Here is a 26,335-nt window from a genome sequence, read left to right as displayed (position 1 = left end):
ACGGCGGTCCGCGGTGCGCCTTGAGCAGTGGCGCACCGCGGACCTTCGTATGCCTCTGGCTACTACCGCTCGACTATGACGCCGTGTCTATGACGCCCCGTTCATGACGTGACACCTATGACGCGGAGAACTGCACCGCGTCCACGTCGAACGAATTGTCCTGCGGGGACGTGAAGACCAGATACAGCTTGTGCGTTCCGGACAGTGCCTCGACCGGGACGGCGGGCGTGGACTGGTAGCTGTCCCAGCCGCCGGTGTCGGGCACGGGCGTCGTGGCGAGCAGCTTGCCGTCGGGGGCGTCCGCGCGCAGCTCGATCGAGCCGACCCCATAGGGCGAGGACAGCTTGTACGAGACCTTGCCGATGCCCTCCACGCTCATCGGCTCGAAGGCGATCCAGTCGCCGTTGCTGATGTCCCCGATGCGCTTGCCGTTCTCGGCCCCCTCCTGCGAAACGATGCGGGTGCCCGACTGGTCGTCGCGGTACTCGGCCTGCTTGTGCTTGGGCTGGAGCACCGAACGGCCGTACCCCGTCAGGGCGCTGACGCCGTCGCCGCCCTTGTCCGTGTACTTCGCGTTGAGGACGTAGGTGAGGTCGGCGCCCTCGGGGTGGCCGCCCAGGTCACCCGTGTCGACGGTGCCCTCGCAGCCGGGGATGTCGGTGGTGGGGTGCTCGTGGTCGTCATGGCCGAGGGCGGGGTTCACGGTGACCTTGGAGCAGTCGATCGTGCCGTCCTCGGGGTCCGTGACCTTCACCTTGTACGGGATCTTGTCGCCGAACTCGATGAGCTTGCCGGAGGTCGGCGTCTCGATGGTCGCCTTCGGCGCCGTGTTGCCCGCCGTGACGGGGATGTTGGCGTAGCCGGACTTCCCCGAGGAGTCGGTGACCTTCAGCTGGGCGTTGAAGTCCCCCTTGGCGGTGTAGGTGTGGGAGGGGTTCGCCTCCGTCGAGTCGTACGTGCCGTTGCCGTCGAAGTCCCAGGCGTACGTGAGGGGGTCACCGTCCGGGTCGGAGCTGCCCGCGCTGGAGAAGTCGACCTTCAGCGGGACCGGGCCGTTGGTGGCGGACGCCTTCGCCTTGGCGAGCGGGATGCGCTGCCCCTGGGCGTAGTCGATGCGGTAGAGCCCGGAGTCGTTGTTGCCGCCGCCGAACTCGCTGCCCCACTCCAGGACGTACAGCGAACCGTCGGGCCCGAAGGTCATGTCCATGGGCTTGGCGAACTTCGCGGACTTCAGGAAGTCGTTGATCTTCAGGAGCTTGCCGTCCTTGTCGAAGCGGATCTCCTTCACGGAGTCGCGCGCCCACTCGTAGAAGAAGCTCGCGCCCTCGAAGTAGGCGGGGAACTTCGTCGTGGAGGGGTTCTTCGCGTCGTAGCGGTAGACGGGTCCGCTCATCGGCGCCGAACCGCCGGAGCCCATTTCGGGAAACTCCTTGGAGGTGCCGTAGCCGTACCAGATCTCGGGCTGCTCCAGCGGGGGCAGGTCCTTGAGGCCGGTGTTGTTGGGCGAGGGATTGGTGGGCTTGGCGCAGTCGAACTTGGCGCCGGCCTTCTGGGTGTCGGGGTCGTAGGGCGCGTACGCCTGGTTGTTGCCGTGGCAGAACGGCCAGCCGAAGTTGCCCGCCTTCTTGATGACGTTGACCTCGACCAGGCCCTCGGGGCCGCGCTCCGTGGTGGGGCCGCCGCGGTCGGGGCCGTAGTCGGAGGCGTGGACGTAGCCGTTCTTGGGGTCCACGGTGAAGCGGAAGGGGTTGCGGAAGCCCATCGCGTAGATCTCGGGGCGGGTCTTGGCCGTGCCCTGCTTGAAGAGGTTGCCCTTGGGGACGGTGTAGCCGCCGGAGTCCGTGGGCTTGATGCGCAGGATCTTGCCGCGCAGGTCGTTGGTGTTGCCCGCGGTGCGGGCGGAGTCCAGCATCTGCTTGCCGGGGCGCCAGTCGAGCGGGGCGTAGCCCTGCCAGGCCGGGTCGAGGTTGGGCGGGACGTCGTCGCCCGTGCCGAGGTAGAGGGTGCGGTCGGGGCCGAACTCGACGGCGCCGCCGGTGTGTCCGGGCTCGGGGAAGGTGCGGTCGCGGTAGGCGGGGACGTCCAGGAGCTTCCTCTCGCTGGCGAGGTCGAGGGTGTTGTCCTTCTTGACCGTGAAGCGGGAGAGGCGGTTGACGTCGTCCGTCGTCTTCGCGGGCGCGTAGTAGAGGTAGATCCAGCGGTTGCTCGTGAACTTCGGGTCGAGCTCCATGCCGACGAGGCCGTCCTCACCGCCGGTGTAGACGTCGAGCTTGCCCGCGGTGGTGGTGGAGTGGGTCTTGGGGTCGAAGATCTTCACCTCGCCGGCGCGCTGGACGTAGAAGACCTTGCCGTCCTTGGCGACGTCGAGCTCCATGGGGTCGGCGGTGTTGTCGTCCAGGGCGGTCTTCTCGTAACCGGACCAGACGGTGCCGCCGCAGTCGCCCGGAGCGTTGCCCGCCGCCCACTTGATGCCGCCGAGGACGTGCTCGCGGAACGCGGGCTCGCTGTAGGAGGCCTTGTCGTGGCCCATGGCGGTGGCCCAGACCTTGCCGCCCTCGGCGTTGCGGCACCAGGAGATGGGGTGGTCGGCGCCCATCGCGGACCCGCCGGGGTTGTACGTCGTCTCGTCCGCGGTCACCAGAACGTGCACGTCGCCGCGGGGATTCTTGTCGAAGTTGTACCACTCCTCGGGGCGCTCCCAGCGCTCGGGCAGCCCCTTGGTGGAGGGGTGGGCGCGGTCGGCGACCTTGGCGGTGCCCTTGAGGACGCCGGGTGAGTGGGCGGGCATGTGGGCGCCGGCGTTGATGAGGTCGTCCCACCAGGGGAAGGAGTCCTCGACGCCCATGTCGAGGGTGTTGTGCAGGGCGACGACGCCCTTGCCGCTCTTCACGTACTTCTTCATCGCCTCGCGCTGGGCCTCGGTGTCCCAGACCATGCCGGAGTTCTGCAGCATGACGATGACGTCGAAGTCCTTGAGCTTCTCGTCGTCGAAGACGGTGGCGTCGTCGGTCTGCACGACCTCGAAGCCGTTCGCCGCGGCCTGCTCCTCGACCATCCGGATGCCGGCCGGGATGGAGTCGTGGACGTAGCCGACGGCCTTGGTGAACAGCAGGGCACGGAAGGCGGGGGCCTTGTCGGCCGCCGTGGCTCCGGTGCCGGGCAGGAAGGCCACGGTGAGGAGCAGCGCCGCGACCAGGGCGACGAGACCTCTTCGTAGGTTTCTCGGACTTCGTGGGCTTCTCAGACCATGGATGTCACGAGCATGACAGCCCATGAGCGGGTCCTCTCTGTGTGGACGGGGGCGCGGGTGCCGGATGCCGGAAACTCAGAGGGCCGCGAGGGCGCGGCGCAGGAAGCCGAGGCCGTCCATGGCCAGCGCGTCCTGGCTGCGGGCCAGCGGGCGCCAGACGGAGGCGGCGACGGCGATGGACTCGTTGTGGGCCGTGAACGACTCGATGCACAGCGGCCCTCGGTAGTCCGCCGTGCGCAGGGCGGACAGGAAGCCGGGCCAGTCGAGGTGGTCGGCGCCGGGCGCGCCGCGGTCGTTGGCGCACACCTGGACGTGCGCGATACGGCCCGCCGCCGCGCGGACGGCCTCGGGCAGCGAGTGCTCCTCGATGTTCTGGTGGTAGGTGTCCAGGGCGATGCCGACGGACTCCTCGGGCAGGCCTTCGAGGGCTTCGACGGTCTGGGCGACGGTGTTGAGCAGGCTCGTCTCGTAGCGGTTGAGGGGCTCGACGGCTATGCGGACTCCGGCGCGGGCGGCGTAGGCGGCGACCGGGGCCAGGTGGGCGCGCCATTCCTCGTACGCCGCTGTGCGCGCGGTCCGATCGAGGCGCCAGGTGCGGCCGACCGGTGCGTACACGGGCCCGGCGACCACGGGGGCGCCCACCGCGTGTGCCGCGTCGACGCAGCGGCGGAGGTAGTCCTGGGTGGCGCGGGCGGTGGCCAGGTCGGCGCGGACGAGGTTGCGGCCGTCGGACATGACCGCGACGACGGCGGCCGGGGCGAGGCCCGTGGCGTCCAGGAGCTTGGCGACGGACGTGGGGTCCCAGTCGTCGGGGCGCTCCAGCGGGAACTCCACGCAGTCGAAGCCCAAGGCCGCGAGGCGGGGCAGGGTCTCGGTGAGGGCCTCGGTGGTCACGGGCGAGTGCCAGATCCAGGGGTTGGCGCCCAACTGCCATACGGGGGCGGCCCCTTGAGAGGTTTCAGCAAGGGTCACTTCCTGCCTCCCCAGTCCTCGGGGAAGCCCGGCAGCTTCTGGCAGCCGCACATCGCGTAGTGCAGCGGCGGCATGCCGTCCTTGAGGTACTCGTCGAGGTTGTCCTGGGTGACGGTGGGCTGCGGCAGCTTCCACTCCTTGGGGACTTCCTGCCCCTTGAGCACACGCAGGGCCGCGATGACCGGCGTGCGCCACTGGAAGGTGGGGTACGTGGGGGCGATCGCGGTGAGCTTCTTGTCCTTCCAGGCCTGCAGGAAATCCTGCTGGTCCTCGCCCGTGATGGGCGGCACGTCCACGCCCGCGTCCTCGAACGCCTCGACAGCGGCGACGGCCGTCGCGCCGGAGTCCATCCAGACACCGTCGATGGAGCCGTGCCGGGAGATCGCGTCGGCGACGATCGACTTGGTCCTGGCGGGGTCTCCGTCGGTGAACTTCACGTCGACGACGTCGAGTTCGCTCTTGTCGAAGGCAAGCTTCGCCGCCGACCAGCGGGTCTCCAGGACGTCGACGCCGGGCGAGATGCGCAGGGCGAGGACCTTCCCCTCCGGCTTCACCTCGTCGACGAGGAAGTCGGCGGCGACGGCCCCGTAGCCGTACCCGCCGATCGGGTTCACGAAGGTGACCGCGCAGTCCGTCTCCACGCCGCGGTCGAAGACGATGACGGGCAGTTTGCCGCAGGCCTCCTTCACGGCGGGGGTGAGGGTGGCGGTGGTGTTCGGCGAGACGATGAGCGCGTCGCAGTCCTTGTTCCCCGCGAGCTCCTGGATGTCGGAGATCTGCTTGTCGTCCTTGCCCTGGGCGTCGAGCACGGTGAAGTCGGAGATCTCCTCGTGCAGCTTCACCTCGGCCTTCATGTTCTTCAGGCCGACCTGCCGCCAGGGGTTGAACACCCCAGCGTTGGAGAAGCAGAGGTGCACGCCGCCCGAGCCCTTCTTCTTGTACTGGGCGGTGTCGGTCATCTCCGGTTCGAGCATCTGCTCCCAGGGTTTGCCCGCCGGACCCTTGGGCGTCTCCTCGGCGAGCGACAACTGCCGTTCGTACTCGGCCTGCTGGAAGAACTTGGACGGCTCGTCGCCACCGGACGACCGGCTCTCGCCCGCCGCGGCGGGTGCGTCGGGCGGGGTGTCGCTGGAGCACGAGGTGAGCAGGGCGCCCGTCAGCAGGACGGCGGCCGACGCGAGAGTGCGTCTGCGGATCATGAGGGTGTGCCTCCCGAGGAGTGAGTACAACGACGGCGGCGCAGCCGGGAGAAGTCGGCGGCCCCGATGCCGACGGCGGCGATGACGATGACGCCCTGGACGGTGGACTCCAGGGCGCCGGACACGCCCCGCAGGTTGAGCAGCGTGAACAGGGCCTGCAGCGAGAAGGCACCGGCCATCGCGGCGACGACACTGCCGCGCCCGCCGCCGAGCAGGACACCGCCGAGGACCACGGCGGTGATGGCCTCGAACTCGTAGCCCCGCCCCGCCTGTGCGGAGACTCCGGAGAAGCCGCCGACCAGCACGGCCGCGAGGGCGGCGGCGACTCCGGAGAGGACGAAGGCAGTGACACGGACCCGGTGCACCCGCACCCCCGCGAGGGAGGCGGCGCGTTCGCTGTCGCCGGTGGCGATGAGCGTGCGGCCGAAGTCGGAGCGCATGAGCCACACCGCGAGCGCGCCCGCGGCGAGGCAGGCGAGGACCGCCCAGGGCAGCCAGCCCATCGCCGTGCCGCGCCCCAGCTGACGGAAGTCCTGGGGTAGTTGTCCGTGCGGCGAGCCGCCGGTCCAGAAGAACACGGCGCCTTCCAGGATCAACATCATGCCGAGGGTGGTGATGAACGACGGCACGCGAAGGCCTGTGGTGATCAGCCCGTTCACGAGCCCGGCCAGGGCGCCCGCCAGCAGCAGCCCGACGGTGACGAGCAGCCAGGGAGCGTCCGGGTACGAGCCGTAGACCTCGGCCGCCGCGACGACCCCGGCAGTCACAATCGCGCCGACCGACAGGTCGAACTCGCCGCAGACGATGACCAGATACTGTCCGGCGGCCAGGATCACCAGCGGGGCGGCACGCTTCACGAAGGCGAGGAAGCGGTCCGGTTCGTAGAACCCGGGGTCGGTGACGGCGAGGGCGGCGAGCAGCACCACGAGCAGCGCGTAGACGGGCGCTCCGGTGCCGAGGGAACGTACAACTCTCTTGTACGTTCCTGGGGTTGCCGTTGCGGTCGTCATGCCGGTCATGCGGGCTTCCTCCTGCTGCCGCGCCGGGCGTAGAGGGCGACGGCGGCGATGATGACGACGCCGCGCACGACGTTCTTGAAGAACGGGTCGACGCCGAGCTGGTTGAAGACGGAGTCGAGGACGGCGAGGACGAGGACGCCGCCGAGCGTGCCGACCACTCCCCCGCGGCCGCCCGCGAGCGCGGTGCCGCCGAGGACGACGGCGGCGATCGACTCCAGGTCGTAGCGCGCCTCGGTGCCCGCCCAGGGGGCACCGGCACCGAGCCGTGCGGCGAGGAAGAGGGCGGCGGCGCCCACGCACAGGGAGCACAGGACGTGCGCGGCGATGACGGTGCGCCGGGTGCGGACGCCGGACAGGCGCGCCGCGTGTTCGTCGCCTCCGGTGGCGTACAGGTGATGGCCGAAGCGGGTGCGCCGTGTGATCAGCCAGAGCACGGCGGCGACGGCGATGAGGAGGAAGAGGGAGACGGGGACGGGGCCGACGCGGTCGTAGCCGAGGTGCTGGAAGGACGCGGAGACCTTGCCTGCCGGTCCGGTGTAGTTGTCCTCGATCCAGCCGCGCAGGATGAACGCGGTGCCGAGCGTCGCGATGAAGGCGTTGACCTTGAGACCGGTGACGATGAGGCCGTTGGCGAGGCCGACGGCCGCCGAGAGGGCGAGCACGGCGAGGACCGCCGTGAAGACGCTGCCGCCCTCCATGGTGGTGGCGGCGACGAGCGTGCCGAGGCTGATGAGGTACGCCACCGACAGGTCGAGGGAGCCAGTCAGGATGACGGCGGTCTGGCCGACGGCGACCAGGCCGAGGGCGACGCAGTTCTGCAGGATGCCGATGACGTTGGCGAGGGTGAGGAAGTCACCGCCCCGGGCCGCGACGACGATCCAGCCGAGCGCGGTCACGACGGCCGCGGCCAGCCAGATCCCGACGGCCGGGTCGGCGAGGCGGCTGCGGCGCGGGGTGCCGGACTTCATGGTGGACGGCGGGGAGAGGGCGGTGCCGGTCATGCGGCTTCCTCCTGCGGATGCGACGCGGGGGCCTGCGGATGCGACGCGAGGGCCTGCGGACGGTGCGGCGCCGGCTGCGGCACGCGGCGCGGGCATGGGCATGGGCGCGGGGCGGCGGGCATCGCGGGCGGGCGCCTCCCGAGGGGGCGCACGGACGGCTCCGCGGGTCCGACGGCCGCCGGGAGCGGGCACCCGGGTAGGGCCCTCGTCACGCGGGCCCCCGGTCCCGCCTCGGCTGCGCCCCGCACACGCGAGCCATGGCCGGGCCCCGGCGGCAGCCCGGTGGCGCGCGGCAAACTGGCGGACACACCACGGCCGTTCAGACACGGCCGCCTCGCGCGGGTACACGGGCAACGCTCCCGACCAGGGCCGCGGCACCACGCGACGGCCCGTCATGAGGTGGCCCGGAGGTGCGGGTCGGCGGTCGTGGCCAGGTGCATCACGTCCTCCTCCGAGGCGGCGGGCGGGAGTTCGCCGGTGATGCGACCCTCCGCCATGACGAGGATCCGGTCGCTCATGCCGATCAGCTCCGGCAGTTCGGAGGAGACGATGAGGACGGCGAGGCCCTCGCGGGCCAGGTCGCGGACGAGGGTGTGGATGGCGGCCTTGGCGCCCACGTCGACGCCGCGGGTCGGCTCGTCGAAGAGCAGGACGCGGGGCCGCGCGGCCAGCCACTTGGCGATGACGACCTTCTGCTGATTGCCGCCGGAGAGGTACTGGGTCTGTTGGTCCTCGCCGCGCGCCTGCAGCCGGACCCGCTCCAGGAGCGCGGTCAACTCCCTTGCCCCGGGCGGCCGTTCGCGGGCGGGCACGGCTCGCGTGACGAGGAGTGCGTTGTCCCGCACCGACTGGCGCAGGGCCAGGCCTTCGGCCTTGCGGTCCTCGGTGACCAGGGCGATGCCCGCGCGGATGGCCTGGCGGGGGCCGGTGGGTCGCAGCGCCGTGCCGTTCACGGTCATCGTGCCCTGCGTGAACGGGGCGGCCCCGAACAGGGCCCGCGCCAGCGAGGTGCGGCCGGAGCCCTGCAGGCCCGCGATGCCGGTGACCTCGCCCGCGCGCAGCGTCAGGTCGATGCCCTTCAGACGGGCATTGCCGCCGCCGCGCACGGTCAGGCGGACCTCGCCGACGTCCTCGGGGCGGGCGCGCGGCGGGTAGTAGGCGCTCAACTCCCGGCCCACCATGGCGCGTACGACCTGGTCGGTGTCCGTCTGCCCGGTGGGGACGGTCGTCACGTGACGGCCGTCCTTGAGGACCGTGATGCGCCGCGACAGGTCGAAGACCTCGCGCAGGCGGTGCGAGATGTACAGGATGCCGAGGCCGCGGTCCGCGAGGCGGCGCACGAGGGCGTGCAGCAGACCCGCCTCGTGGTCGGCGAGCGGCGCGGTCGGCTCGTCCATGACCAGGACGCGTACGTCGGACGCGAGCGCCTTGACGATCTCGACGGTCTGCTGGCGCGCGACGGACAGATCGCGGACATGGGTGCGCGGCGTGATGCCCGACACCCCCACCTCGTCGAGGAGTTCGGCGGTACGGGCCTCCATCGCGCGACGGTCGACGAGGCCGCGGCGGGTGGGCTCGCGGCCGAGGAAGACGTTCTCGGCGACGGTGCGGTGCGGCAGGAGCGCGAACTCCTGGTGGATGATGCCGATTCCGGCGGCCTGGGCCTGCGCGGGATGCGTGAAGGCGTGCTCGGTGCCGTCGAGCGTGATGCTTCCCTCGTCCGGGACGTGTTCGCCGGCGAGGACCTTCATCAGGGTCGACTTTCCCGCGCCGTTCTCCCCGACGAGGGCGTGCACTTCGCCCGCGTCCAGGTCGAGCGAGACGCCGTGCAGCACTCGCACCCCGAGAAAGCTCTTGGAGACGCCGCGCATCGTCAGCATCGCCCGGTTCGTCGGCCTTGCCTGCATCGCCTGCACCATCGGCTCCTTCGGCAGCGGTCTGCAGAGCAATGTGATGAGCGGGCTTTGACCTGTCAAGAGCTCAAGCACGTTTGTTTGTACGGGACTTGACGGTGACTTAGGCCGAGGATCGAACACCATCGGCCTTGTGAGCAGCGGAAGTCGTCCCTAGGGTGGCTGCATGTCTGGAGCGCCGGATCACCACCCCGCAGCTGTGCCCTCCTCACCCGGGGAGGTGCTCGCCCTGCTGCGCACCGGGGCCGCCCGGACCCGCGCTGACATCGCCCGGCTGACGGGGCTCGCCCGCTCCACGGTGTCGCAGCGCGTGGACGCCCTGATCGCCCACGGCTTCCTCACCGAGGAGGCCGACGGCGGCTCGACCGGCGGACGGCCGCCGCGCAGGCTCAGGCTGCGCACCCGTGAACACGCCGTTGCGGGCGTCGACCTGGGCGCGTCGCACTGCCGGGTCGCGCTGATGGACATCGGCGGCGAGACGCTGGCACTGCGCGAGGACCCGCTGTCGATCGCGGACGGCCCGCAGGCGGTTCTCGGCCATGTGGAGCGCACCTTGCACACCCTGCTCAAGGAGGCGGAGCGCTCCCCCGACGCGCTGCAGTCCATCGGCGTCGGCGTGCCGGGCCCCGTCGAGTTCTCCACGGGCCGCCCGGTGGATCCGCCGATCATGCCGGGCTGGCACCAGTACCCCATCCCGGAGTTCTTCGCCGAACGCTTCGGCGCGCGGGCCCTGGTCGACAACGACGTGAACGTGATGGCGCTCGCCGAGCAGCGCCGCGCCTTCCCCGACACCCGCTACCTCCTCTACATCAAGGTCGGCACCGGCATCGGCTGCGGCATCGTCGCCGACGGCAGGCTGCACCGGGGCGCGCAGGGCAGCGCGGGCGACATCGGGCACATCCGGGTCGGCGACCTGGAGGATCCCTGCCGGTGCGGCAACTCCGGCTGTCTGGAGGCGGTCGCGGGCGGCGCGGCGCTGGCCCGCAGGCTGGCGGACCTCGGCCTGGAGGCGACGTCGGGCAGCGATGTCGTACGACTGGTGAAATCCGGCAATCGCGACGCGGTGCGCATGGTGCGCGAGGCGGGCAGGTCGGTGGGCGAGGTCCTGGCCGGCCTGGTGAACTTCTTCAATCCGGACACCGTGGTGGTCGGCGGCGCGCTGGCCGCCGTGCACGACCAACTCCTCGCGGGCGTAAGGGAAGCGGTGTACCGCCGCTCGCACCCGCTGGCCACGCATGTGCTGCGCATCGAGCCGAGCCGCACCGGCGAGAACGCGGCGGCGGTCGGTGCGGGGATCCTCGCCGTCGAGCACGCGCTGTCGCCGCGGCAGGTGGACCGGGTCCTTGCGGGGGCGGCGCGCTGACGCACCGGAGCGCGGGCACCGTGCGATCCGGAAGCGCACGCGGCAGTATCGGCCAGACCGCCAACTCTCGCTTACAGCTGAGCACTTGCAACCGTAGCGTCAGGGTATGTCCGCTACCGACGCAGAGCAGATCGACCGGGCCAACGCCTCCGGTCGCACGCCCGCCGTTTTCGTGCACGGCCTGTGGATGCTGGCAAGCAGCTGGGACCACTGGCTCCCGCATTTCGAGGCCGCGGGATTCGCCCCGGTCGCGCTGACCTGGCCCGACGAACCGGCCACGGTGACCGAGGCCAGGGAGCGGCCCGAGGCGATCGCGGGCAAGACCGTGGGGCAGGTCGCCGACCATCTGGGAGGCCTCATCGGCACGTTGGAGCGCAAGCCCGTCGTGATCGGGCACTCCGTGGGCGGGATGCTCACCCAGATCCTGGCGGGGCACGGCCTGTCCGCCGCCTCGGTGGCCATCGATCCGGCCCCGTTCCGCGGCGTCCTCGCGTTCCCCCTGTCGACGGTGCGCTCACTGATCCCGATGATCGCCAACCCCCGCAACCGGAAGCGCGCCAAGCCCCTGACGTACGCCCAGTTCCGCTATGCCTACGCCAACGCCGTCAGCGAGGAGGAGGCCAAGGCGATCTACGAGCGGTACGCCGTCCCCGCACCGTGCGCCCCGCCCATGCAGGCGGCCATGGCCAACTTCAACCCCCGCACCGAGGCCAAGGCCGACTGCCGCACTCCGCAGCGCGGCCCGCTCCTGATCATCTCCGGCGGCCAGGACAACGCCGTGCCCTGGGCGCTCGCGAACGGCGCGTACAAGCGGCAGAAGCCCAATTCGTCCGTCACGGAGATCATCGAACTCCACGGCCGGGACCACGCTTTGACCCTCGACAGCAGGTGGAAAGAAGTCGCGGACGTCTCGCTGACGTTCTTGCGGCGCTTCGTCTGACGGACGGAGTATCCGAATCCCTTCGCATAACGCTGCCGGAATTCTGTCGTTCCGGACGGCAGTTATATGTTTCGTGCTCCGCCGAAACCTCTGCCATGCCCCTGCCTTCCCTCCCTATCGTCGAACTCGTCCGAATTCGCAATGTCGGCCCTCGTGGAAAACACTGGGCCGATACGGGGGAAGGAGAGGCAATATGCGTTCCACCGCGAAGATCGCAACGAGCGCCGCAGCCGTGGCCATGGTGGCCGGCGGCTTCAGCGCCGCCGCCAGTGCGCAGGAGGCGCAGCAGACGAGGGCTCCGCAGGGCGTACCGGCGACGCTCGACGGAGAGTCCATCAACCTGGGCGAGTCCTGGAAGGGCGCGGACGTCTGCGAGGTCGGGTCGGCCGGGAAGGTGCGCTGCTGGGACGGCGCGAAGGCGACCACGGCCGCGCAGAAGGCGGAGCTGGCCAAGAAGAAGAAGTGCGAGACGCACAACGTCTGCCTCTACGACGGCAAGAACTTCAAGGGCCGCATGCTGACGTTCAACGACGAGTACTGGCACAACCTGGCCAAGTACGGTTTCAGCAACAAGACGTCGTCGGTCAAGAACAACCAGGACGGGCCCGGCCCGTTCAAGGACCACGCCTACCTCGCCGACGGGCGCAATGGCAAGGGAAAGCAGGTCAAGTTCTCGCAGGGCGAGAAATCAGCCTCCTTGGGCAAGTTCAACAACAAGGCCAGCAGCGTCCACGGCTGACCGGCCGAGTTACGCAGCACCGACCGAAGGAGAGAATCATGCGTATCTCGGCTCATGTCGCAGTGGGTGCGACGACTTTCGCGATACTGGCGGGCACGCTCACTGGCGTCGCCCAAGCTCAGGAAACGCAATCGACCAGGGTGCCCCAGGCAAAGACGGAGTCGGCCAAGAAGAAGTGCCACACGGGCTGGGTCTGCCTCTACAGCGGCAAGAACTTCACGGGCCGCATGCTGAGGTTCAGCGGTGAGTACGCCGTCGACCTGACCAAGTACGGCTTCGGCAAGAAGACGTCCTCCTGGAAGAACAAGACGTCCGACACCGCGTTCCTCGACGGTTTCGGTCCCAAGCTCCGGCTCAAGCCGGGCGCTTCGGACGGCAACATGGGGCGGTTCGACAACTGGGCCACCGTGCTCTACCCCTGATCGGCCCCACGTGATGCGGCCCAGCCCTTCAGGGCTGGGCCGTCGGCGCGCCGCCAGTGAGCAGATCGGCCCCCAGCTTCGTGACGATGTGGCGGACCCACTGGCGTTCCCGGACGCTGGCGATCAGCCCTGCCCGGCGCAGTACCGCCGCGTGTTCACTTGCCGACGACAAGGACACACCGGCCCTCTCCGCCAACTCCGTGGTGGTGCAGGGGACTTGCAGAGTCTGAAGTACCGCGGCGCGGGTGTGGCCCAGAAGGGGGGCCAGGCGGCAGTCCGGTGTGGTCGTCGGGTCCTGGACGGGCGGGTGGGCCGGATAGACCAGGACGGGCGGCAGCTCTTCGTCCAGGAGGGCGACCGGCGTACGGCGACAGAAGTAGGAAGGCACGAGAAGCAGGCCGCGGCCGCCCAGGTGCACGTCCCTGTCGACCGGGTATTCGGCGCACAGCACCGAGGGCCGCCAGCGCAGCATCGGCCGGAAGGTGTGCAGCATCGCCTCGGTCCCGGCGCGGCACTGGACCCCGGTGCGGTGCCGCCGGTCGGCCTCGACGCGCGCGGCGACGTCCTGCCACACGGGCCCGAGGACGCACTCGTGATAGCGGTGCAGGGCCCGGCCCAGCGAGCGCAGCGTGCCGGTGTCGCCGTCGGCCAGGGATCGTGTCCAGGAGGGCAGCGCGTTGTCCCGCGCCAGCAGGGAGAGTTCGCTGCGCAGCCGCCGTCTGGGGGTGGACAGAACGGCGTCGATCCCACCGTCCAGACCGCCCGACGCCGCCGCGGGCGTGAGGAAGTCCGGAAAGTATCCGCGGGACGGCATCAGCGGGGCCAGCGCCCGCAGCGTCTGCCGGCGACGTGGAGAGGCGCACCGGGCGGTGGCGCCGGATCCCTGCCGTGCCCGTTCCTGGAGTTGATGCATGCTCAGGACGATCTCCCACAGCGGGTCCGGTTGATCGGCGACCCTGGTGCGGGACAGATCTCCCCCGCTGAAGTGCATGCGCAGCACGGCTAACCCCCGACAGTCTGCTACGGCTTTGTCCATACGCTAGAAGTCGCCGCCCTGGTGGGCCAATGTGCACAGTGCTCAACTGCGGGCGCCGGTTGTGCACGGTGCTCAGGCGGCGCGGGCCGCCGCGATGTCCAGGGCGTGGACGACGTCGTAGGCGCCCGCGCCGGTGGTCAGCAGATCACGGCCCAGGGCGGCCTCGGTGGCGCGCAGATGGGCACGGACCGTGTTGCGGCTGATGTCGAGGCGGCGAGCGGCCTGTTGGGCGTCCGTATTGGCGTCGATCCATGCCTGAAGGGTGCGGCGTTGCCGGGGCTGGATGGGGCGGAGGACCGTCTGGGCCCAGGCCGCGGCGGCCTCGATGCTCAGCAAGTCGGGCAGGGTGGGCGGCAGTTGGCAGTGGTCGGCGTCCATGGCCGCGCAGGTGCTGCTCAGCGCGAGTGCCAGTTGGAAGGCGGCGCGGCAGCGGACGTCGGCGAGGTCCTGCCCCAAGGCCCGTTCCGCACGCCTGAGATGGGCGGTGACGGTATTGCGGCTGAGGCCGAGCAGTCGGGCCACGCCGGACCGGGGAATGTTCACGGCCAGTCGGGTGACGTCGGCGCTGGCCTTCGAGATCGAGTCGAGCGGCCGCAGGAACGCTCGGGCCCAGGCGAGAGCGGGCTGTTGGGGAAGCACACCCGCCAGGGGTGTCCTGCCGTGGTAGAAGGCCACGCGGCCGGGAGTCGCGGGAGCGCCGGCCAGCGCGTGGACGGCCTGGCTGTAGGCCTCGGCCGCAGCCGTCAGGGGCTGTACGCCGCTGACACCCAGCGCATAGCGAGGATTGTCGTGCACGAGACGGAGCAGCGTCTCACCCAGGCCGTGCGCACGGCCGCCGTCGTGGTCGGCTCCGTCCGCGTCCTCGGCGATGAGACAGATCAAGTGCTCCTTGAACACGGGGCAGTGCACCATCAGGGACGTGCCGTGGTAGCCGGAAGGGTCCTGGTGGGCCTGCACGATCCGGTCACGATCGGCGGTCGGGCAGCGCAACAGGTGGATGCGCAGCCCCTCCGCCTCCAGCAGCGGCGGCACGGCGCCGGTGGTCATCCGGCGGGCCAGCAGCGGTCCCCCCGCGAGGAGCCCGTGCAGCACGGCGAACCGCAACTGGCGCGCCTTGTCGTGGTACACGCGCCCGATTCGGTCGCCGTCCTCCGCACGGCGCAGCAGTGCGAGCACGCTGCCGGTGTGCGAGGTCAGCGCGAGCGTCTCCGGGCTCGGTACCGCGTGACCGACCACCACGAGGACGGGGCGCGGCCCGCACGGCCCGAAGGCTTCGCAGCGCACGTGCAGCGCTCCGGACTGCGTCGCGGCCGAGGCCAACTCCCCCTCGGACAGGCGCACAAGGAGCGGGGCGAGCGGGCGCAGCACCTCCCGGGGAAAGCCTGCCGTGGCCGACTCGACCGTGCCCGCGGCGTCCGCGACCACCGCGACATGGACGCCGGTCTGCCGGTGCAGCCAGTCGAGAACCCTGCGGACGTCCGGTCCGTCCTCGCAGGACGCCTGGCGTCTCACCTCACGCAGCAGCCCGTCGAGCCGGGCCTCCTGCCCCTGCTCCCGCGCGTCCCCCACGGTTCCGTGTCCCCTCTGCCGACATCGCCCTCTGCCGACATCACCAGCTTGTCATCAGGACGGCGGACCGGGGAGTACTGATATCGGCCCGGCTCCCTTGGCCATCGATCGGCCGGCCATCGATCGGCATCCGTACGAGCCCTTGAGCTGCTGGGTCACCTGAAGGTTCCCCAGGCACCGAAAAGTGCGTTCTTCCCTGCCAGTCCAGGGTTTCCTACGGTTCCCCGGTAACCGCAGGAGAGCACGGAGACGAGGAGCGGAGCATGACCATCACCCTGGTGGACCCCGAAGGGCTGCCGGAGGTCGACGTCTACCGGCAGGTGTCGATCGCGTCCGGATCGAGGCTGGTCTTCGTCGCCGGGCAGGTCGCCGTGGACGCCGAGGGGACCACGGTCGGCACGGGCGACCTCGCCGCGCAGGTCGAGCGGTGCTACCTGAACATCGGCACCGCACTGGCCGCGGCCGGTGCCTCCTTCGACGACGTCGCGAAGCTGACCGTGTACGTCGTCGACTGGACCCCCGACAAGATGCCTCTGTTCCTGGACGGGGTCGCGCGGGCGGCGGCGCGCCTCGGCGGCGCGCCGGTGCCGCCCGGCACCCTCGTCGGCGTGGCGGCGCTGGCCGCGCCCGAGTATCTGGTCGAGGTCGAGGCGACCGCGGTCATCGACTGAGGGCGGCCGCCGTGCGGCGGCGGTAGGAACACGCCGCGACGAACAGACCGATGCCCCACATCAGGAACTGGGGGATGCCGTAGACGACGGTCCAGGGGCTGAAGATGCCGTCGTCGTCGAAGGTGGCGGCTGCCCGCACCGCGGCCCAGACGGTGTACAGGAGCAGGAGGACCGAGACGCCGAAGCCGGTGCCCGCAAGCGTCCGGTGCGGAACGGGCCGCCCGGCGAGGAGCGGCGTCCACTGCGGGAAGACCAGGCCCCACGGTCTGACCAGGCTCAGCGCCAGAATCCCTGCCAGCACGGCGAGCCCGTTGAGTACGAAGAGGTAGGGGCCGCCGCCGACCTCGTACCAGTCGTGGAACTTGTCCTCGTCCGCCCACAGCGGGATGCCCAGGGCCCAGACCGCGTGCAGCGGGATGAACCCGACGGTCGCGGAGAGCGCCGAGGCGCAGGCGGCGCGGACGGCACGGCGCGACGGCGGGGGAACCTCGGCGGCCGTGCCGGGGCGGGGGACGGTGACGGTGTACTCGGACATGGTCCGTGCCTCCTGAAAGCGGTGCGAGGTGACCTGGTGGAGCGGGAAGTCATCCGGCAGGGATGGGAGTTCGTGTTCGAGAGACACAGTTCCATCGGGCACCTCACCAGGGCATCGAGCTCTGGAGTGAAGATCACTCGTCCTCCGCGACGGGCGGGGCAGCGGCTCCCTCCTCCGCGCGGGGGAGCCGGTCTCATCCCGCCCTGCCCTTCCCCTACCCCTCCCCCGCAAGGCGTTCGCACAGGGACCACACCGCCCGGCCCGTCGCCTCGTCCGTGGCGAAGGCCGGCCACGGCACGCGGCGGCACTTGGTGTCGAAGTACGCGCCGGTGACCCCCGCCAGTTCAGGGGCGGACGCCAGATGGACGCTGGACCTGGCCGGCTTGGCGAGGTCGGCGAGGAGGACCGGGCCGAGCAGGCGCACCAGAGGAGCCGCCGGGCGGTACGCCCAGGGGAACGCCCGCATCGGGGTGGCCCGGTTGCCGGGCGTGTAGGCGTGCCCCGGATAGGCGACGTTGACGGCGATCCCGTCCCCCTCGGCCCGGCGGGCGTACACGTGACTCATGGCCATCAGCGCGGCCTTGGTGTGGTTGTACTGGCCGAAGGTCCAGCCGATGAAGCGCCGCTCGGCCTGCAGATTGGCGGGGTCGACGGGTCCGCGCGGGATGCCGCCGGTGAGGTTCACGACGCGGGCGCCGTCCGCCTTCGCGAGCAGCGGCGTCAAAAGGCGGGTCAGGGCGAAGGGCGCGAGGACGTTGGCCGCGAAGGCGGTCTCCACGCCGTCGGCGGTGAGCCGCCGCTCCGGTGGGTTCATGCCGAAGTTGTTGATCAGTACGTCAAGCCGGTCACGGCGGGCGGCGACGGCGGCGACCACCGTGCGCACCCCCTCACGCACCGTCAAGTCGGCTGCCACCGCCTCGACTTCGCCGCCGCCCGGCTCCTGCCCCACTTCGTAGGCCGCTTCGGCGGCCCGGCGCGGATCGCGGCCGACGAGGATCACGTCCGCGCCGAGCCGCGCGAGACCGCGGGCCGTCTCCTTGCCGATGCCTCCGGTGCTGCCGGTGACCAGAACCGTCCTGCCCCGCAGGGTTTCCATCTCCCGCTCCTTTCACCGATGCGCAAACATGTCACTCGGTGACACATTAGGCATCGGGTGATGCAAAGTAAACTGCGGTGCATGACGAGCGGTGAACGCGTGGAGCGGATGGCGGGCGACGGCGTACGGGCCCGAGCCCGGCGGGCGATGAAGACCGAACTGGCCTTGCTGGCCCTGGAGTTGTTCGCCGAGCGCGGCTACGAGGAGACGACGGTCGAGGACATCGCACGCGCCGCCGGGCTGTCCAAGCGCAGCTTCTTCCGGTACTTTCCGGCCAAGGAGGACGTGGTCTTCGGCAGCGTCGAGTCGATGGCGGACGAGGTCGCGGACGAGGTCCTCGCCCGCCCGGCCGACGAGGCCCCGTGGGACTGCCTGCACCGGGTGCTCGGGTCCTGGCAGGGCCGGATCCACTCCTCCGAACGGCAGTTGGCGGAGCTCACGCTCATCGAGTCGACGCCGTCACTGCGGGCCCGGCTGCACGGCAAGCGGGACGAGATGCGCGCCCGGGTCGCCGATGCGCTGGCGGCCCGTCCGGGCACGGAGCTCGACGCGTTCGCCGCCGACGCGCTCACCTCGGCCGCGGCGGCCGCCCTCGACACGGCGAACCGCGCCTGGCTCGCCTCCGGCGGCACCGAGGACCGGGCGGCGCTGGTCGAGCGGGCGTTCGCGCTGCTGCGGCCCGCCGGCTCCTGATCGCGGCGAAGCCTCTCCCGCTCCCCCGAACAGGTGGATCTCCGTACCGCTCATTGGTCCACTCCACTGACGCGCCGCAGGCGGTGGGGCCGCCCCTGGCGAAAACCCGCCCGTAACCCGCCGGGACCGGCGCTGACATGGGAAATCCCGTCTGCTGGGCATGATTGACGGATCGTCGGAGAGCCGGTACCACTGACGCACGCCCGGCCCCGCACGCCCCGTCACGCTTCATCGGCCCAGGAGTCCCAGGAGGCTGCATTGCGAGGATCCGCCACCGCCCGTACCCCGTCCGCGCGCAGACGCACCGTCAGGACGGCGGGCGCCCTCGCGTCGGCCGGTCTGCTGGTCCCGCTGCTCGGCGCGGCCCCGTCGTCGGGCGCACCCCAACAGGCTTCCGCCGCACGGCTGCAGGGCGCCTTCGCGTCCGCCGCCGCCGAGTACCGCGTCCCGCAGAGCGTGCTGCTCGGCGTCTCGTACCTCCAGTCGCGCTGGGACGCGCACGGCGGCGCGGCCAGCGTCACCGGCGGCTACGGCCCCATGCACCTCACCGACGCCCGCACCGCCCTGGCGAACGCCCCGCACCACGGCGAGGGCAAGGAGGACCCGCGCGGCGACACCTCACGCCCCGCCCCGCCGCCCACCGCGAAGGTACCGGAGGAGTCCGAACTCCCCGCGCGCCTCAAGACGTTGCCCCGCGCGGCCGAGCTGACCGGCAGGTCCGCCGAGGAGCTGCGCACCGACACGACCGCGAACGTCGAGGGCGGCGCGGCCCTGCTCGCCGCCGCCCAGAAGAAGCTCGGCAAGCCGCTGAGCTCCGACCCCGCCGACTGGTACGGCGCCATCGCCCGCTTCTCCGGCGCGGACGACGAGGCCACCGCGGCGACGTACGCCAACGACGTGTTCGCCGTCATCCGCGACGGCCGGCGGCGCACCACGGACGCGGGCCAGCGCGTGGCGCTCGCGGCGGAGGCGGGTCTTCGGCCCGATGCCGCGCAGCTCAGGCGCATGGGTCTGCGCAAGGCGACCGCGGGCGAGACGGAGTGCCCGAAGACCGTGTCGTGCGAGTGGATCCCTGCGCCGTACGAGGAGTTCAAGGACCCCAACGGCAACCCGGACTACGGCAATCACGACCTGTCGGACCGGCCCAAGAGCCAGAGCATCGACTCGATCATCGTCCATGACACCGAGGGCAGGTGGGAGGGCGTCCTGAACCTGGTCCAGGACCCCACCTACGTCTCCTGGCAGTACACGCTGCGCTCCACCGACGGCCACATCGCCCAGCACGTGAAGGCCAAGGACGTCGCCTGGCACGCGGGCAACTGGTACGTGAACTCCAAGTCGATCGGCCTGGAGCACGAGGGCTTCCTCACCGCGCCCGACACCTGGTACACGGAGGCGATGTACCGCTCCTCGGCCCGCCTGGTGAAGTACCTCGCCAAGAAGTACGACATCCCGCTGGACCGCCAGCACATCCTCGGCCACGACAACGTCCAGGGCACGGTCGCCTCGTCGATCCCGGGGATGCACACGGACCCGGGCCCGTACTGGGACTGGCAGCACTACTTCACGCTGCTCGGCAAGCCGTTCCGCCGCACGGCGGGCCCGAACGGCGGCGTGGTCACGGTGGCGCCCCAGTACTCCAAGAACCAGCCGGAGTACACGGGCTGCGTCAAGCCCGGCGAGACGTGCGTGCCGCACGGCTCGGCCGCGGTGCGGGTGCACACCGAGCCGCGTGACGACGCACCGCTGATCAAGGACATCGGCAAGCGCCCCGGCGGCCAGGACTCCACGATCGACGTGAACGACGTCGGCGCCCGGCTCTCCACCGGCCAGCAGTACGCGGTCGCCGACCGTGAGGGCGACTGGACCGCCGTCTGGTACCTCGGCCAGAAGGCCTGGTTCAAGAACCCGAAGAAGCAGCCCACCGCGGTCGACGCGAAGGGCCTCGTGGTCACCCCGAAGGACGGCGCGAGCGAGGTCCCGGTGTACGGGCGCGCGTACCCGGAGAAGGAGGCCTACCCGGCGGGCGTGCCCGTGCAGACGGTCTCCCCGCTGCCGTACAAGATCCTCGCCGGGCAGAAGTACGTGATCGGCGACAAGGTGCCAGGCGAGTACTTCTACGCCCCGACGTTCGACACCGCGCCGCACAAGGTGGTGCGCGGCAAGGACATGTACTACGTCATCCAGTACGGGCACCGGATCGGCTATGTGCGGGCCGCGGACGTGAAGGTGGTGCCGTCGGCCTCGTAACTCCGCCCGGGGACAGTCGGGTCCGGGTCCGCGTGGGGGCGGGCCCGGACCCGACGTACCATCTCCGGGGAATCGGAGGTGCACCATGGGGGAACACGTGCGTTCGCGCGTCTCGGCGTACGCCGTCGCCACCGCGCGGGACGAGATGCTGCTGACTCAACTCTCGGACGCCTCGCCGGTGTTCGAGCCCGGACTGTGGCATCTGCCCGGCGGCGGGATCGATCCGGGCGAGCAGCCGCGCGAGACGCTGGCCCGCGAGCTGCACGAGGAGACCGGCCTCGAACTCCTCGGCGGGCGTCTGGTGGACGCGCGGACCTACACGGCCCGCAGGCTCGGCGTGAACTGGCACCTGGTGGGGCTCTTCTACGTGGTCGAGCTCGCGCCGGGTCCCGTGCGGGTCGCGAAGGCGGGCGACTCCACGTCAGCCGTCGCCTGGAAGCCCCTGGCCGGCCTGGACGAGTCGACGCTCTCGCCGGCCGCCGTCGACGGGCTCGGGATGATCGGGCTCCGCGTCTGACGGGGGTTCCTGCTGCCCGAGGTCGCGGCGCGCCTGGTGGCTGACGGCCAACAGGAGGGCGATCAGCAGCCAGTTGGCGACCATGGAGGAGCCGCCCTGGGCGAGGAACGGCAGCGCTTTGCCGGTGAAGGGCATCAGGCCGGTGACTCCCGCGGCGATGATGAACACCTGGAACCCGAGCACCACGGACAGGCCCGCCGCGAGCAGCTTCCCGAAGGGGTTGCCGCAGGTGAGGGCCGTACGGAAGCCGCGCGCGACCAGCAGGGTGTAGAGCAGCAGCACCGCCATGACCCCGGCCAGGCCCAGTTCCTCGCCGACGGTGGTGAGGATGAAGTCGCTGCGCCCTGCGAAGCCGATGAGCTCGGGATGGCCCTGGCCGAGGCCGGTGCCGGTGACGCCGCCGCTGCCGAAGCTGAACAGGGCCTGGGCGGCCTGGTCGGAGACGAGCCCCGCGGGGCGCTGATCGGGCGGCAGGTAGATGTCGAAGGGGTGCAGCCAGGCCACGATCCGGCCCCGGACGTGGGGTTCGGTCGCGCCGACGGCCGCCGCTCCCACCAAGGTCATCGCGATGCCGCACGCCACCCAGTTGGTGCGTTCGGTGGCGATGTAGAGCATGACGACGAAGACGCCGAAGAAGAGCAGCGACGTACCCAGGTCGCGCTCGAAGACCAGGACCAGCAGGCTCAGCAGCCACACGGCGGCGATCGGGCCGATCTGCCGGCCGTGCGGCAGCGTCATGCCGAGCACGCGGCGTCCCGTGCAGGCGAGGGCGTCGCGGTTGAGCACCAGGAAGCCCGCGAAGAACACCACGATACCGACCTTCGCGAACTCTCCCGGCTGGAACGAGAGCGGGCCGAGGTAGACCCAGCGCTTGGCGCCGTAGGTGTCCCCGGGGAAGAAGGCGGGCGCCATGAGCAGGGCCAGGGAGGCGGCCATGGTGACGTAGAGGTAGCGCTGCAGCTGCCGGTAGTCGCGCAGCGCCCAGAGCACGACGACGGCGGCGGCCACCGCGAGGACGGTCCACACGAGCTGCCCGCCGCTCGCGGGGGCGGACTCGAAGCGCCTGGCGTAGGCGTGGTCGAGACGCTGGATCAGGACGAGGCCCAGGCCGGTGAGGAGGAAGGCGAGCGGGAGGATCAGCGGGTCGGCGTACGGTGCGAACCTGCGCACCGCGAGATGGGTGACGGTGGCGAGGCAGAGCTGGGAGACACCGAACCCGAAGAGCCCGCCGGGGAGTTCGCCCGTGAGCGCGAGGCCCGCGGCGGCGTAGCCGTAGACGACGACGGTCAGGGCGAGCGCGAGCAGCAGGGCCTCGGCGCGCCGGGCGTTCAGTCCACGCATGGGACACCGCCTCCGTCGATTTGCTGTTGGGGGGTGCCGGAGTCGGAGTCGGGCTCGGGGGTTCCGTCGCTCGAAGCGGGCGCCTTGGAGTGCCCCTTCTCCTGCTTCTCGCCCTTGTCCCGCCCTACCTGCTCCTGTACGCGTCGCCGTATCAGGTCGCGGTCGACGATGTTGACGTCCTCGCCGTTGTGCTTGGCGAAGCTCTCCACCGGCAGGGTGGTGAACTCCACCTTTCCGCCGGTGAGGTTCTTGGCCTGCCGGACGAAGTCGAAAACGCCCCAGCCCTTGTCGAGGACCACGTTGTCCTTGACGACGTCCTTGAGGTCGAGCAGGCGGGCGGGGTTGGTGAGGGTGCCGAGGCTGTTGGCCTGGTGCAGGGCCGAGGCGAGGAAGGCCTGTTGGCGGCGGGTGCGGTCGAGGTCGCCGCGTTCGAGTCCGTGCCGTTGGCGTACGAAGGCGAGCGCCTCCTGTCCGTCCAGCTTCTGCCTGCCCGCGGGGAAGTCGGCGCCGGAGTAGCGGTCCTTGACGGGCTTGTTGAGGCAGACCTCGACGCCGTCGAGGGCGTCGGCGAGACGGTAGAAGCCGGAGAGGCTGAGCTCGGCGAAGTGGTCGACGGGGACACCGAGGAACTCCCGTACGGTCCTGATCTGCGACTGGCGGCCGGCCTCGCGTCCCGCGTGCTCCAACTTCCGCTGGTCGGTGACTCCTTGGGACCGGAGCTTGCTCTCCTCGTCCGCCTTCGCGAGACCGTACGCCTTCTTGATCTTGTCCTTGCCGTGGCCGGGGATGTCGACGAGGTCGTCGCGCGGGATGGAGAAGCCCTTGGCCTTGCCGCCGTCGGCCGGGACGTGCAGCAGGATCAGCGTGTTGGCGTTGTACCCGCCGATGTCGGAGCTTCCCGCGTGCAGTTTCTTCAGGACGTCGGCGGGGAGTTCCTCACCGTTCTGGTCCTTCCGCGTGTCGAGGCCCATGAGCAGGATGTTGGTCGAGCCGTCCTTGGACTTGGGGGCGTCCGATCCGAGGGCGGAGGAGGATCCGATGCTGTCCATCTCGCGGTACAGGTACCAGGCCGCGGCACCGCCGCACAGCAGAAGAACCCCGGTGAGCGCCAGCAACGTACGCAGCACCCGCGCCCGGCGAGAGGGCCTGCGCCGACGCACCGGCCTGGCGCGCGCACGGTGTCGTCGGGGGCGGTGACTGACGGCTTGGTGCTGAGGCATGGGGATGATCCTGAACGCCCTTTCCTGAGCGCTTCCTGAGGAGCCGGAAGGGATCTTCAGGAAAGGGGGCGGCGATGGGCCACCGGCCGTCAGGAACGCGGCTCGGGCAGACCGGTGGCCGTCATGGGCTCGCCGCCGGCAGGCGCAGGACGAAGCGCGCGCCGCGCGTGCTGGGTGCCACCCGCAGGGTTCCCCCGTGGGCCTGGGCGATCTCCCTCGCGATGGCCAGGCCCAGGCCCGTGCCGCCGCTCGTGCGGTTGCGGTCGGCCTCCAGGCGGGTGAAGCGGTCGAAGACCTTCTCCCTTGCCTCCGGGGGGATGCCGGGGCCGTCGTCCGACACCTCCAGCAGGGCCGTGCCCGTCGCCGGGTCGGTCGCGGCCGTGACGCGGACCTCGGAGTCCGCGAAGCGCTGGGCGTTGTCCAGGAGGTTGGCGAGCAGGCGCTCCAACTGGCCCGGGTCCGCCCGTACGAGTACGGGGTCCTCCGCTTCCAGGAGCAGCGGTACGCGGGCCGAGCGGCGGCGTGCGATCTTCTCGGCCGCCAGCAGTGACAGGTCGACGAGTTGCGCGGTCGGCGGCTGTCGCGCGTCGAGGCGGGCGAGGAGCAGCAGGTCGGCGGCGATGTGCTCCAGCCGTACCGTGCTGTCGAGCGCCTGCTCCAGGGAGGCCGCCGTTTCGGGGGCCGGTTGCTTCAGGAGCGCCAGTTCCAGCTCGGCACGCGTCGCCGCGATGGGGTTGCGCAGTTCGTGCGAGGCGTCGGCGACGAACTCCCGCTGCCGGGTCACCGAGCGCTCCAGGCGCTCCAAGGTGTCGTTCACGGTCCTGGCGAGGCTGGTGATCTCGTCCTGGCCGCCCGGCGCGGGCACTCTGCGGCTGAGCCGGTCCGCGGTGACGGCCGCCAGTTCCCTGCGGATGGCCTCGACCGGGCGCAGCGCGGCGCCCGTCACGGACCAGGCGATGAGGCCGGTGAGCAGGACGACCAGCGGGCCGCCGACCAGGACGGTGACGCCGAGCGCCCGCTCTGCGTCGGACACGGCGTCAAGCACGGTCAGCGCGTAGACGTAGCGCTCGCCCTGCGGCGACGGCGTGCGGACGACGGCGATGACGCTGGTGTGGCTGGCCAGGGCGGGGGCTGCGGCGAAGTCCCGTACCGCAGAGTCGTCGCCGGGCGCGGGCCGGAACCCCGCGAGGGCCTTGGCCCGCGCGGCGGGATCGGGCGCGGTACTGGCCAGCGCCCGCCCCTGCTCGTCCAGAACGAGCAGGGCATCGACCCCGCCGTCCGGCTCCGGCAGGTCACGCGGCAGATGCCCGGGGTCGACGGCGATGTCCGCGACGGCCTGGCGGGCGGCGAGCTCGGTGCGGGCGGCGGCGTTGTCCATGAGGTTGCCGCGCAGCGTGACGTAGAGCCAGCCACCGCCGATGGAGAGGGCGGCAACCATGATCAGCACGGCTGCGGCGGTGGCCCTGGCGCGGAGGGTGCGGGGCAGCCGGGGACGAAGCCGGTGGGCGAGGCGGGGGCGGGCACTGCCGGGGGCGTTGCCGGGGTCAGGGGCGTCACCGGAATCCGAGGTCACGCCGGGCTCCGCGGCCTCCCCCGAACAATCCCCCGCCCCCTCACGCCGCATCGGGCGCCAGCCTGTAGCCGACGCCCCGCAACGTGCGGATCGTGTTGCGGCCGAAGGGTGCGTCGACCTTCTTGCGCAAGGAGCTGATGTAGACCTCGACGATGTTGGGGTCCAGGTCGGCCGGTGAGTCCCAGACCTCGTCGAGGATGTCCTGCTTGGAGACCGTGCCGCCGTCCGCCGCCAGCAGGCAGCCCAGCACCTCGACCTCCCGCGCGGTCAGCTCGACGGTCTGCTCGCCGCGCTTGCACAGCCGGGCGACGACGTCGAGCGTCAGATCGCCGACCTGCAGCGTCGAAGGCCGCTCGCGCCCGGCCCTGCGCCCCAGGGCACGCAGCCTGGCCAGGAGCACCACGAGCGAGAACGGCTTGGTCAGATAGTCGTCCGCGCCCGCGTCGAGCCCGTCCGCCTCGTCGTACTCGCTGTCCTTGGCCGTCAGGATGAGGACGAGGGCGTGCTTGTCCAGGGTCCGCAGGCGTCGGCAGACCTCGAGACCGCTGAGCCCCGGCAGCATCAGGTCCAGCACGATCACGTCGTATCCACCGGTCAGCGCCATTTCGAGGCCCGTGTGCCCGTCGTGGGCGACGTCCACCCAGTGGCCGTCCGACGAGATGGCCCTGCGGAGGGTGTCGGCGAGTGCGTGCTCGTCTTCGATGACCAGGATCTTCACGGCTCAAATATCACATATCTCGTAAATGCGACGTGGACCACCCAGCCTACGGCGCCCTTCCTGAACGCTCCCTGAGGAACCTGAACCTGAAGGTGGGCTCAGGTCGCTCAGGTTGCCTTCAGAGGCCCACCCGCATGGTGGTGGAGCGGCGTGAGAAGGCGCTGCCCGAGGATGTGAGGAGGTGGTCGTTGTGCTCTACGGCGACCCTCCCAGTCGCGCGTCCCGCTGTCCCCTGCGTGCCGTTCCCGCAGGACAGCCGCGGCGGTCCGCCGCCTGACACGCGCCGTGGCCCGGCCGC

22 protein-coding genes are annotated in these 26,335 nt (G+C 71.0%); 8 read left to right on the top strand and 14 right to left on the bottom strand.

Annotation, left to right across the window (positions count from 1 at the left end):
• Positions 1–115: 115 nt before the first annotated feature.
• The 6 genes from AB0B50_RS01535 to AB0B50_RS01510 all read right to left on the bottom strand — a co-directional run bounded on the left by AB0B50_RS01535 (position 116) and on the right by AB0B50_RS01510 (position 9,321).
• A complete protein-coding gene (locus AB0B50_RS01535; protein ID WP_362323832.1) occupies positions 116–3,274 on the bottom strand; it encodes a ThuA domain-containing protein in 3,159 nt (1,052 codons plus the stop codon).
• Positions 3,275–3,325: 51 nt separating this feature from the next.
• Entirely contained in the window at positions 3,326–4,222 is an 897-nt protein-coding gene (locus AB0B50_RS01530; protein WP_362323829.1) for a sugar phosphate isomerase/epimerase family protein, read from the bottom strand.
• Entirely contained in the window at positions 4,219–5,421 is a 1,203-nt protein-coding gene (locus AB0B50_RS01525; protein WP_362323827.1) for a substrate-binding domain-containing protein, read from the bottom strand. Before AB0B50_RS01525 ends, AB0B50_RS01530 begins: the two co-directional genes overlap by 4 nt.
• Entirely contained in the window at positions 5,418–6,440 is a 1,023-nt protein-coding gene (locus tag AB0B50_RS01520) for an ABC transporter permease (RefSeq protein WP_362323824.1), read from the bottom strand. The genes AB0B50_RS01525 and AB0B50_RS01520 overlap by 4 nt, the downstream gene beginning before the upstream one ends.
• Positions 6,437–7,441, bottom strand: coding sequence for an ABC transporter permease (locus tag AB0B50_RS01515; RefSeq protein WP_362323821.1), 1,005 nt, complete (start codon positions 7,439–7,441; stop codon positions 6,437–6,439). Before AB0B50_RS01515 ends, AB0B50_RS01520 begins: the two co-directional genes overlap by 4 nt.
• Positions 7,442–7,833: 392 nt before the next feature.
• Positions 7,834–9,321 (bottom strand): sugar ABC transporter ATP-binding protein, encoded by a 1,488-nt coding sequence (locus AB0B50_RS01510; protein WP_362325014.1) that lies wholly within the window; start codon positions 9,319–9,321, stop codon positions 7,834–7,836.
• 199 nt (positions 9,322–9,520) lie between these two features.
• On the opposite strand from AB0B50_RS01510, the gene AB0B50_RS01505 reads away from it, so the two are divergent.
• The 4 genes from AB0B50_RS01505 (at position 9,521) to AB0B50_RS01490 (ending at position 12,818) form a co-directional block, all read left to right on the top strand.
• Positions 9,521–10,717 (top strand): ROK family transcriptional regulator, encoded by a 1,197-nt coding sequence (locus AB0B50_RS01505; protein WP_362323818.1) that lies wholly within the window; start codon positions 9,521–9,523, stop codon positions 10,715–10,717.
• Positions 10,718–10,823: 106 nt separating this feature from the next.
• Entirely contained in the window at positions 10,824–11,657 is an 834-nt protein-coding gene (locus AB0B50_RS01500; protein ID WP_362323816.1) for an alpha/beta hydrolase, read from the top strand.
• 193 nt (positions 11,658–11,850) lie between these two features.
• Positions 11,851–12,396: a peptidase inhibitor family I36 protein gene (locus AB0B50_RS01495; protein ID WP_362323813.1), complete on the top strand. Its 546-nt coding sequence runs from the start codon at positions 11,851–11,853 to the stop codon at positions 12,394–12,396.
• Between the two features lie 140 nt (positions 12,397–12,536).
• The gene (locus AB0B50_RS01490; RefSeq protein WP_362323811.1) at positions 12,537–12,818 is read left to right on the top strand and encodes a peptidase inhibitor family I36 protein; all 282 of its coding nucleotides are present in this window, start codon (positions 12,537–12,539) and stop codon (positions 12,816–12,818) included.
• 28 nt (positions 12,819–12,846) lie between these two features.
• On the opposite strand, the gene AB0B50_RS01485 is transcribed toward AB0B50_RS01490, so the two are convergent.
• Together AB0B50_RS01485 and AB0B50_RS01480 are read right to left on the bottom strand one after the other, a co-directional pair.
• A complete protein-coding gene (locus AB0B50_RS01485) occupies positions 12,847–13,809 on the bottom strand; it encodes a helix-turn-helix domain-containing protein (RefSeq protein ID WP_362325011.1) in 963 nt (320 codons plus the stop codon).
• A gap of 117 nt (positions 13,810–13,926) precedes the next feature.
• On the bottom strand, positions 13,927–15,423 hold the full coding sequence (locus AB0B50_RS01480; protein WP_362323808.1) for a helix-turn-helix domain-containing protein: 1,497 nt from the start codon (positions 15,421–15,423) through the stop codon (positions 13,927–13,929).
• A gap of 263 nt (positions 15,424–15,686) precedes the next feature.
• Between AB0B50_RS01480 and AB0B50_RS01475 the strand changes: the two genes are divergently transcribed.
• Complete coding sequence (locus AB0B50_RS01475; RefSeq protein WP_362323805.1) at positions 15,687–16,094, top strand: RidA family protein; 408 nt, start codon at positions 15,687–15,689, stop codon at positions 16,092–16,094.
• Here the strand turns inward: AB0B50_RS01475 and AB0B50_RS01470 are convergent.
• Positions 16,084–16,629, bottom strand: coding sequence for a hypothetical protein (locus AB0B50_RS01470; protein WP_362323803.1), 546 nt, complete (start codon positions 16,627–16,629; stop codon positions 16,084–16,086). The two genes, AB0B50_RS01475 and AB0B50_RS01470, sit on opposite strands and share 11 nt — an antisense overlap.
• 214 nt (positions 16,630–16,843) lie before the next feature.
• Complete coding sequence (locus tag AB0B50_RS01465) at positions 16,844–17,725, bottom strand: SDR family NAD(P)-dependent oxidoreductase (protein ID WP_362323800.1); 882 nt, start codon at positions 17,723–17,725, stop codon at positions 16,844–16,846.
• A gap of 81 nt (positions 17,726–17,806) precedes the next feature.
• Here AB0B50_RS01465 and AB0B50_RS01460 point away from each other — a divergent pair, with 81 nt between their 5' ends.
• From AB0B50_RS01460 to AB0B50_RS01450, 3 genes are all read left to right on the top strand, one after another.
• Positions 17,807–18,418, top strand: a complete 612-nt coding sequence (locus tag AB0B50_RS01460) for a TetR family transcriptional regulator (protein WP_362323798.1) — start codon at positions 17,807–17,809, stop codon at positions 18,416–18,418.
• A gap of 258 nt (positions 18,419–18,676) precedes the next feature.
• Entirely contained in the window at positions 18,677–20,668 is a 1,992-nt protein-coding gene (locus AB0B50_RS01455) for an N-acetylmuramoyl-L-alanine amidase (RefSeq protein WP_362323795.1), read from the top strand.
• A gap of 85 nt (positions 20,669–20,753) precedes the next feature.
• A complete protein-coding gene (locus AB0B50_RS01450) occupies positions 20,754–21,185 on the top strand; it encodes an NUDIX domain-containing protein (RefSeq protein ID WP_362323792.1) in 432 nt (143 codons plus the stop codon).
• On the opposite strand, the gene AB0B50_RS01445 is transcribed toward AB0B50_RS01450, so the two are convergent.
• The 4 genes from AB0B50_RS01445 to AB0B50_RS01430 form a co-directional block, all read right to left on the bottom strand.
• Positions 21,090–22,526 (bottom strand): FtsW/RodA/SpoVE family cell cycle protein, encoded by a 1,437-nt coding sequence (locus AB0B50_RS01445; protein ID WP_362323790.1) that lies wholly within the window; start codon positions 22,524–22,526, stop codon positions 21,090–21,092. The two genes, AB0B50_RS01450 and AB0B50_RS01445, sit on opposite strands and share 96 nt — an antisense overlap.
• Positions 22,514–23,746 (bottom strand): LCP family protein, encoded by a 1,233-nt coding sequence (locus AB0B50_RS01440; protein ID WP_362323788.1) that lies wholly within the window; start codon positions 23,744–23,746, stop codon positions 22,514–22,516. The genes AB0B50_RS01445 and AB0B50_RS01440 overlap by 13 nt, the downstream gene beginning before the upstream one ends.
• A 121-nt stretch (positions 23,747–23,867) precedes the next feature.
• Positions 23,868–25,319: a HAMP domain-containing sensor histidine kinase gene (locus tag AB0B50_RS01435; protein WP_362323786.1), complete on the bottom strand. Its 1,452-nt coding sequence runs from the start codon at positions 25,317–25,319 to the stop codon at positions 23,868–23,870.
• Positions 25,320–25,359: 40 nt separating this feature from the next.
• The gene (locus AB0B50_RS01430; RefSeq protein WP_362323784.1) at positions 25,360–26,037 is read right to left on the bottom strand and encodes a response regulator transcription factor; all 678 of its coding nucleotides are present in this window, start codon (positions 26,035–26,037) and stop codon (positions 25,360–25,362) included.
• Positions 26,038–26,335 lie beyond the last annotated feature (298 nt).

Source organism: Streptomyces sp. NPDC041068 (assembly GCF_040647455.1).
Taxonomy (GTDB): Bacteria; Actinomycetota; Actinomycetes; order Streptomycetales; family Streptomycetaceae; genus Streptomyces.
This window is presented reverse-complemented; position numbering and strand designations above follow the sequence as displayed.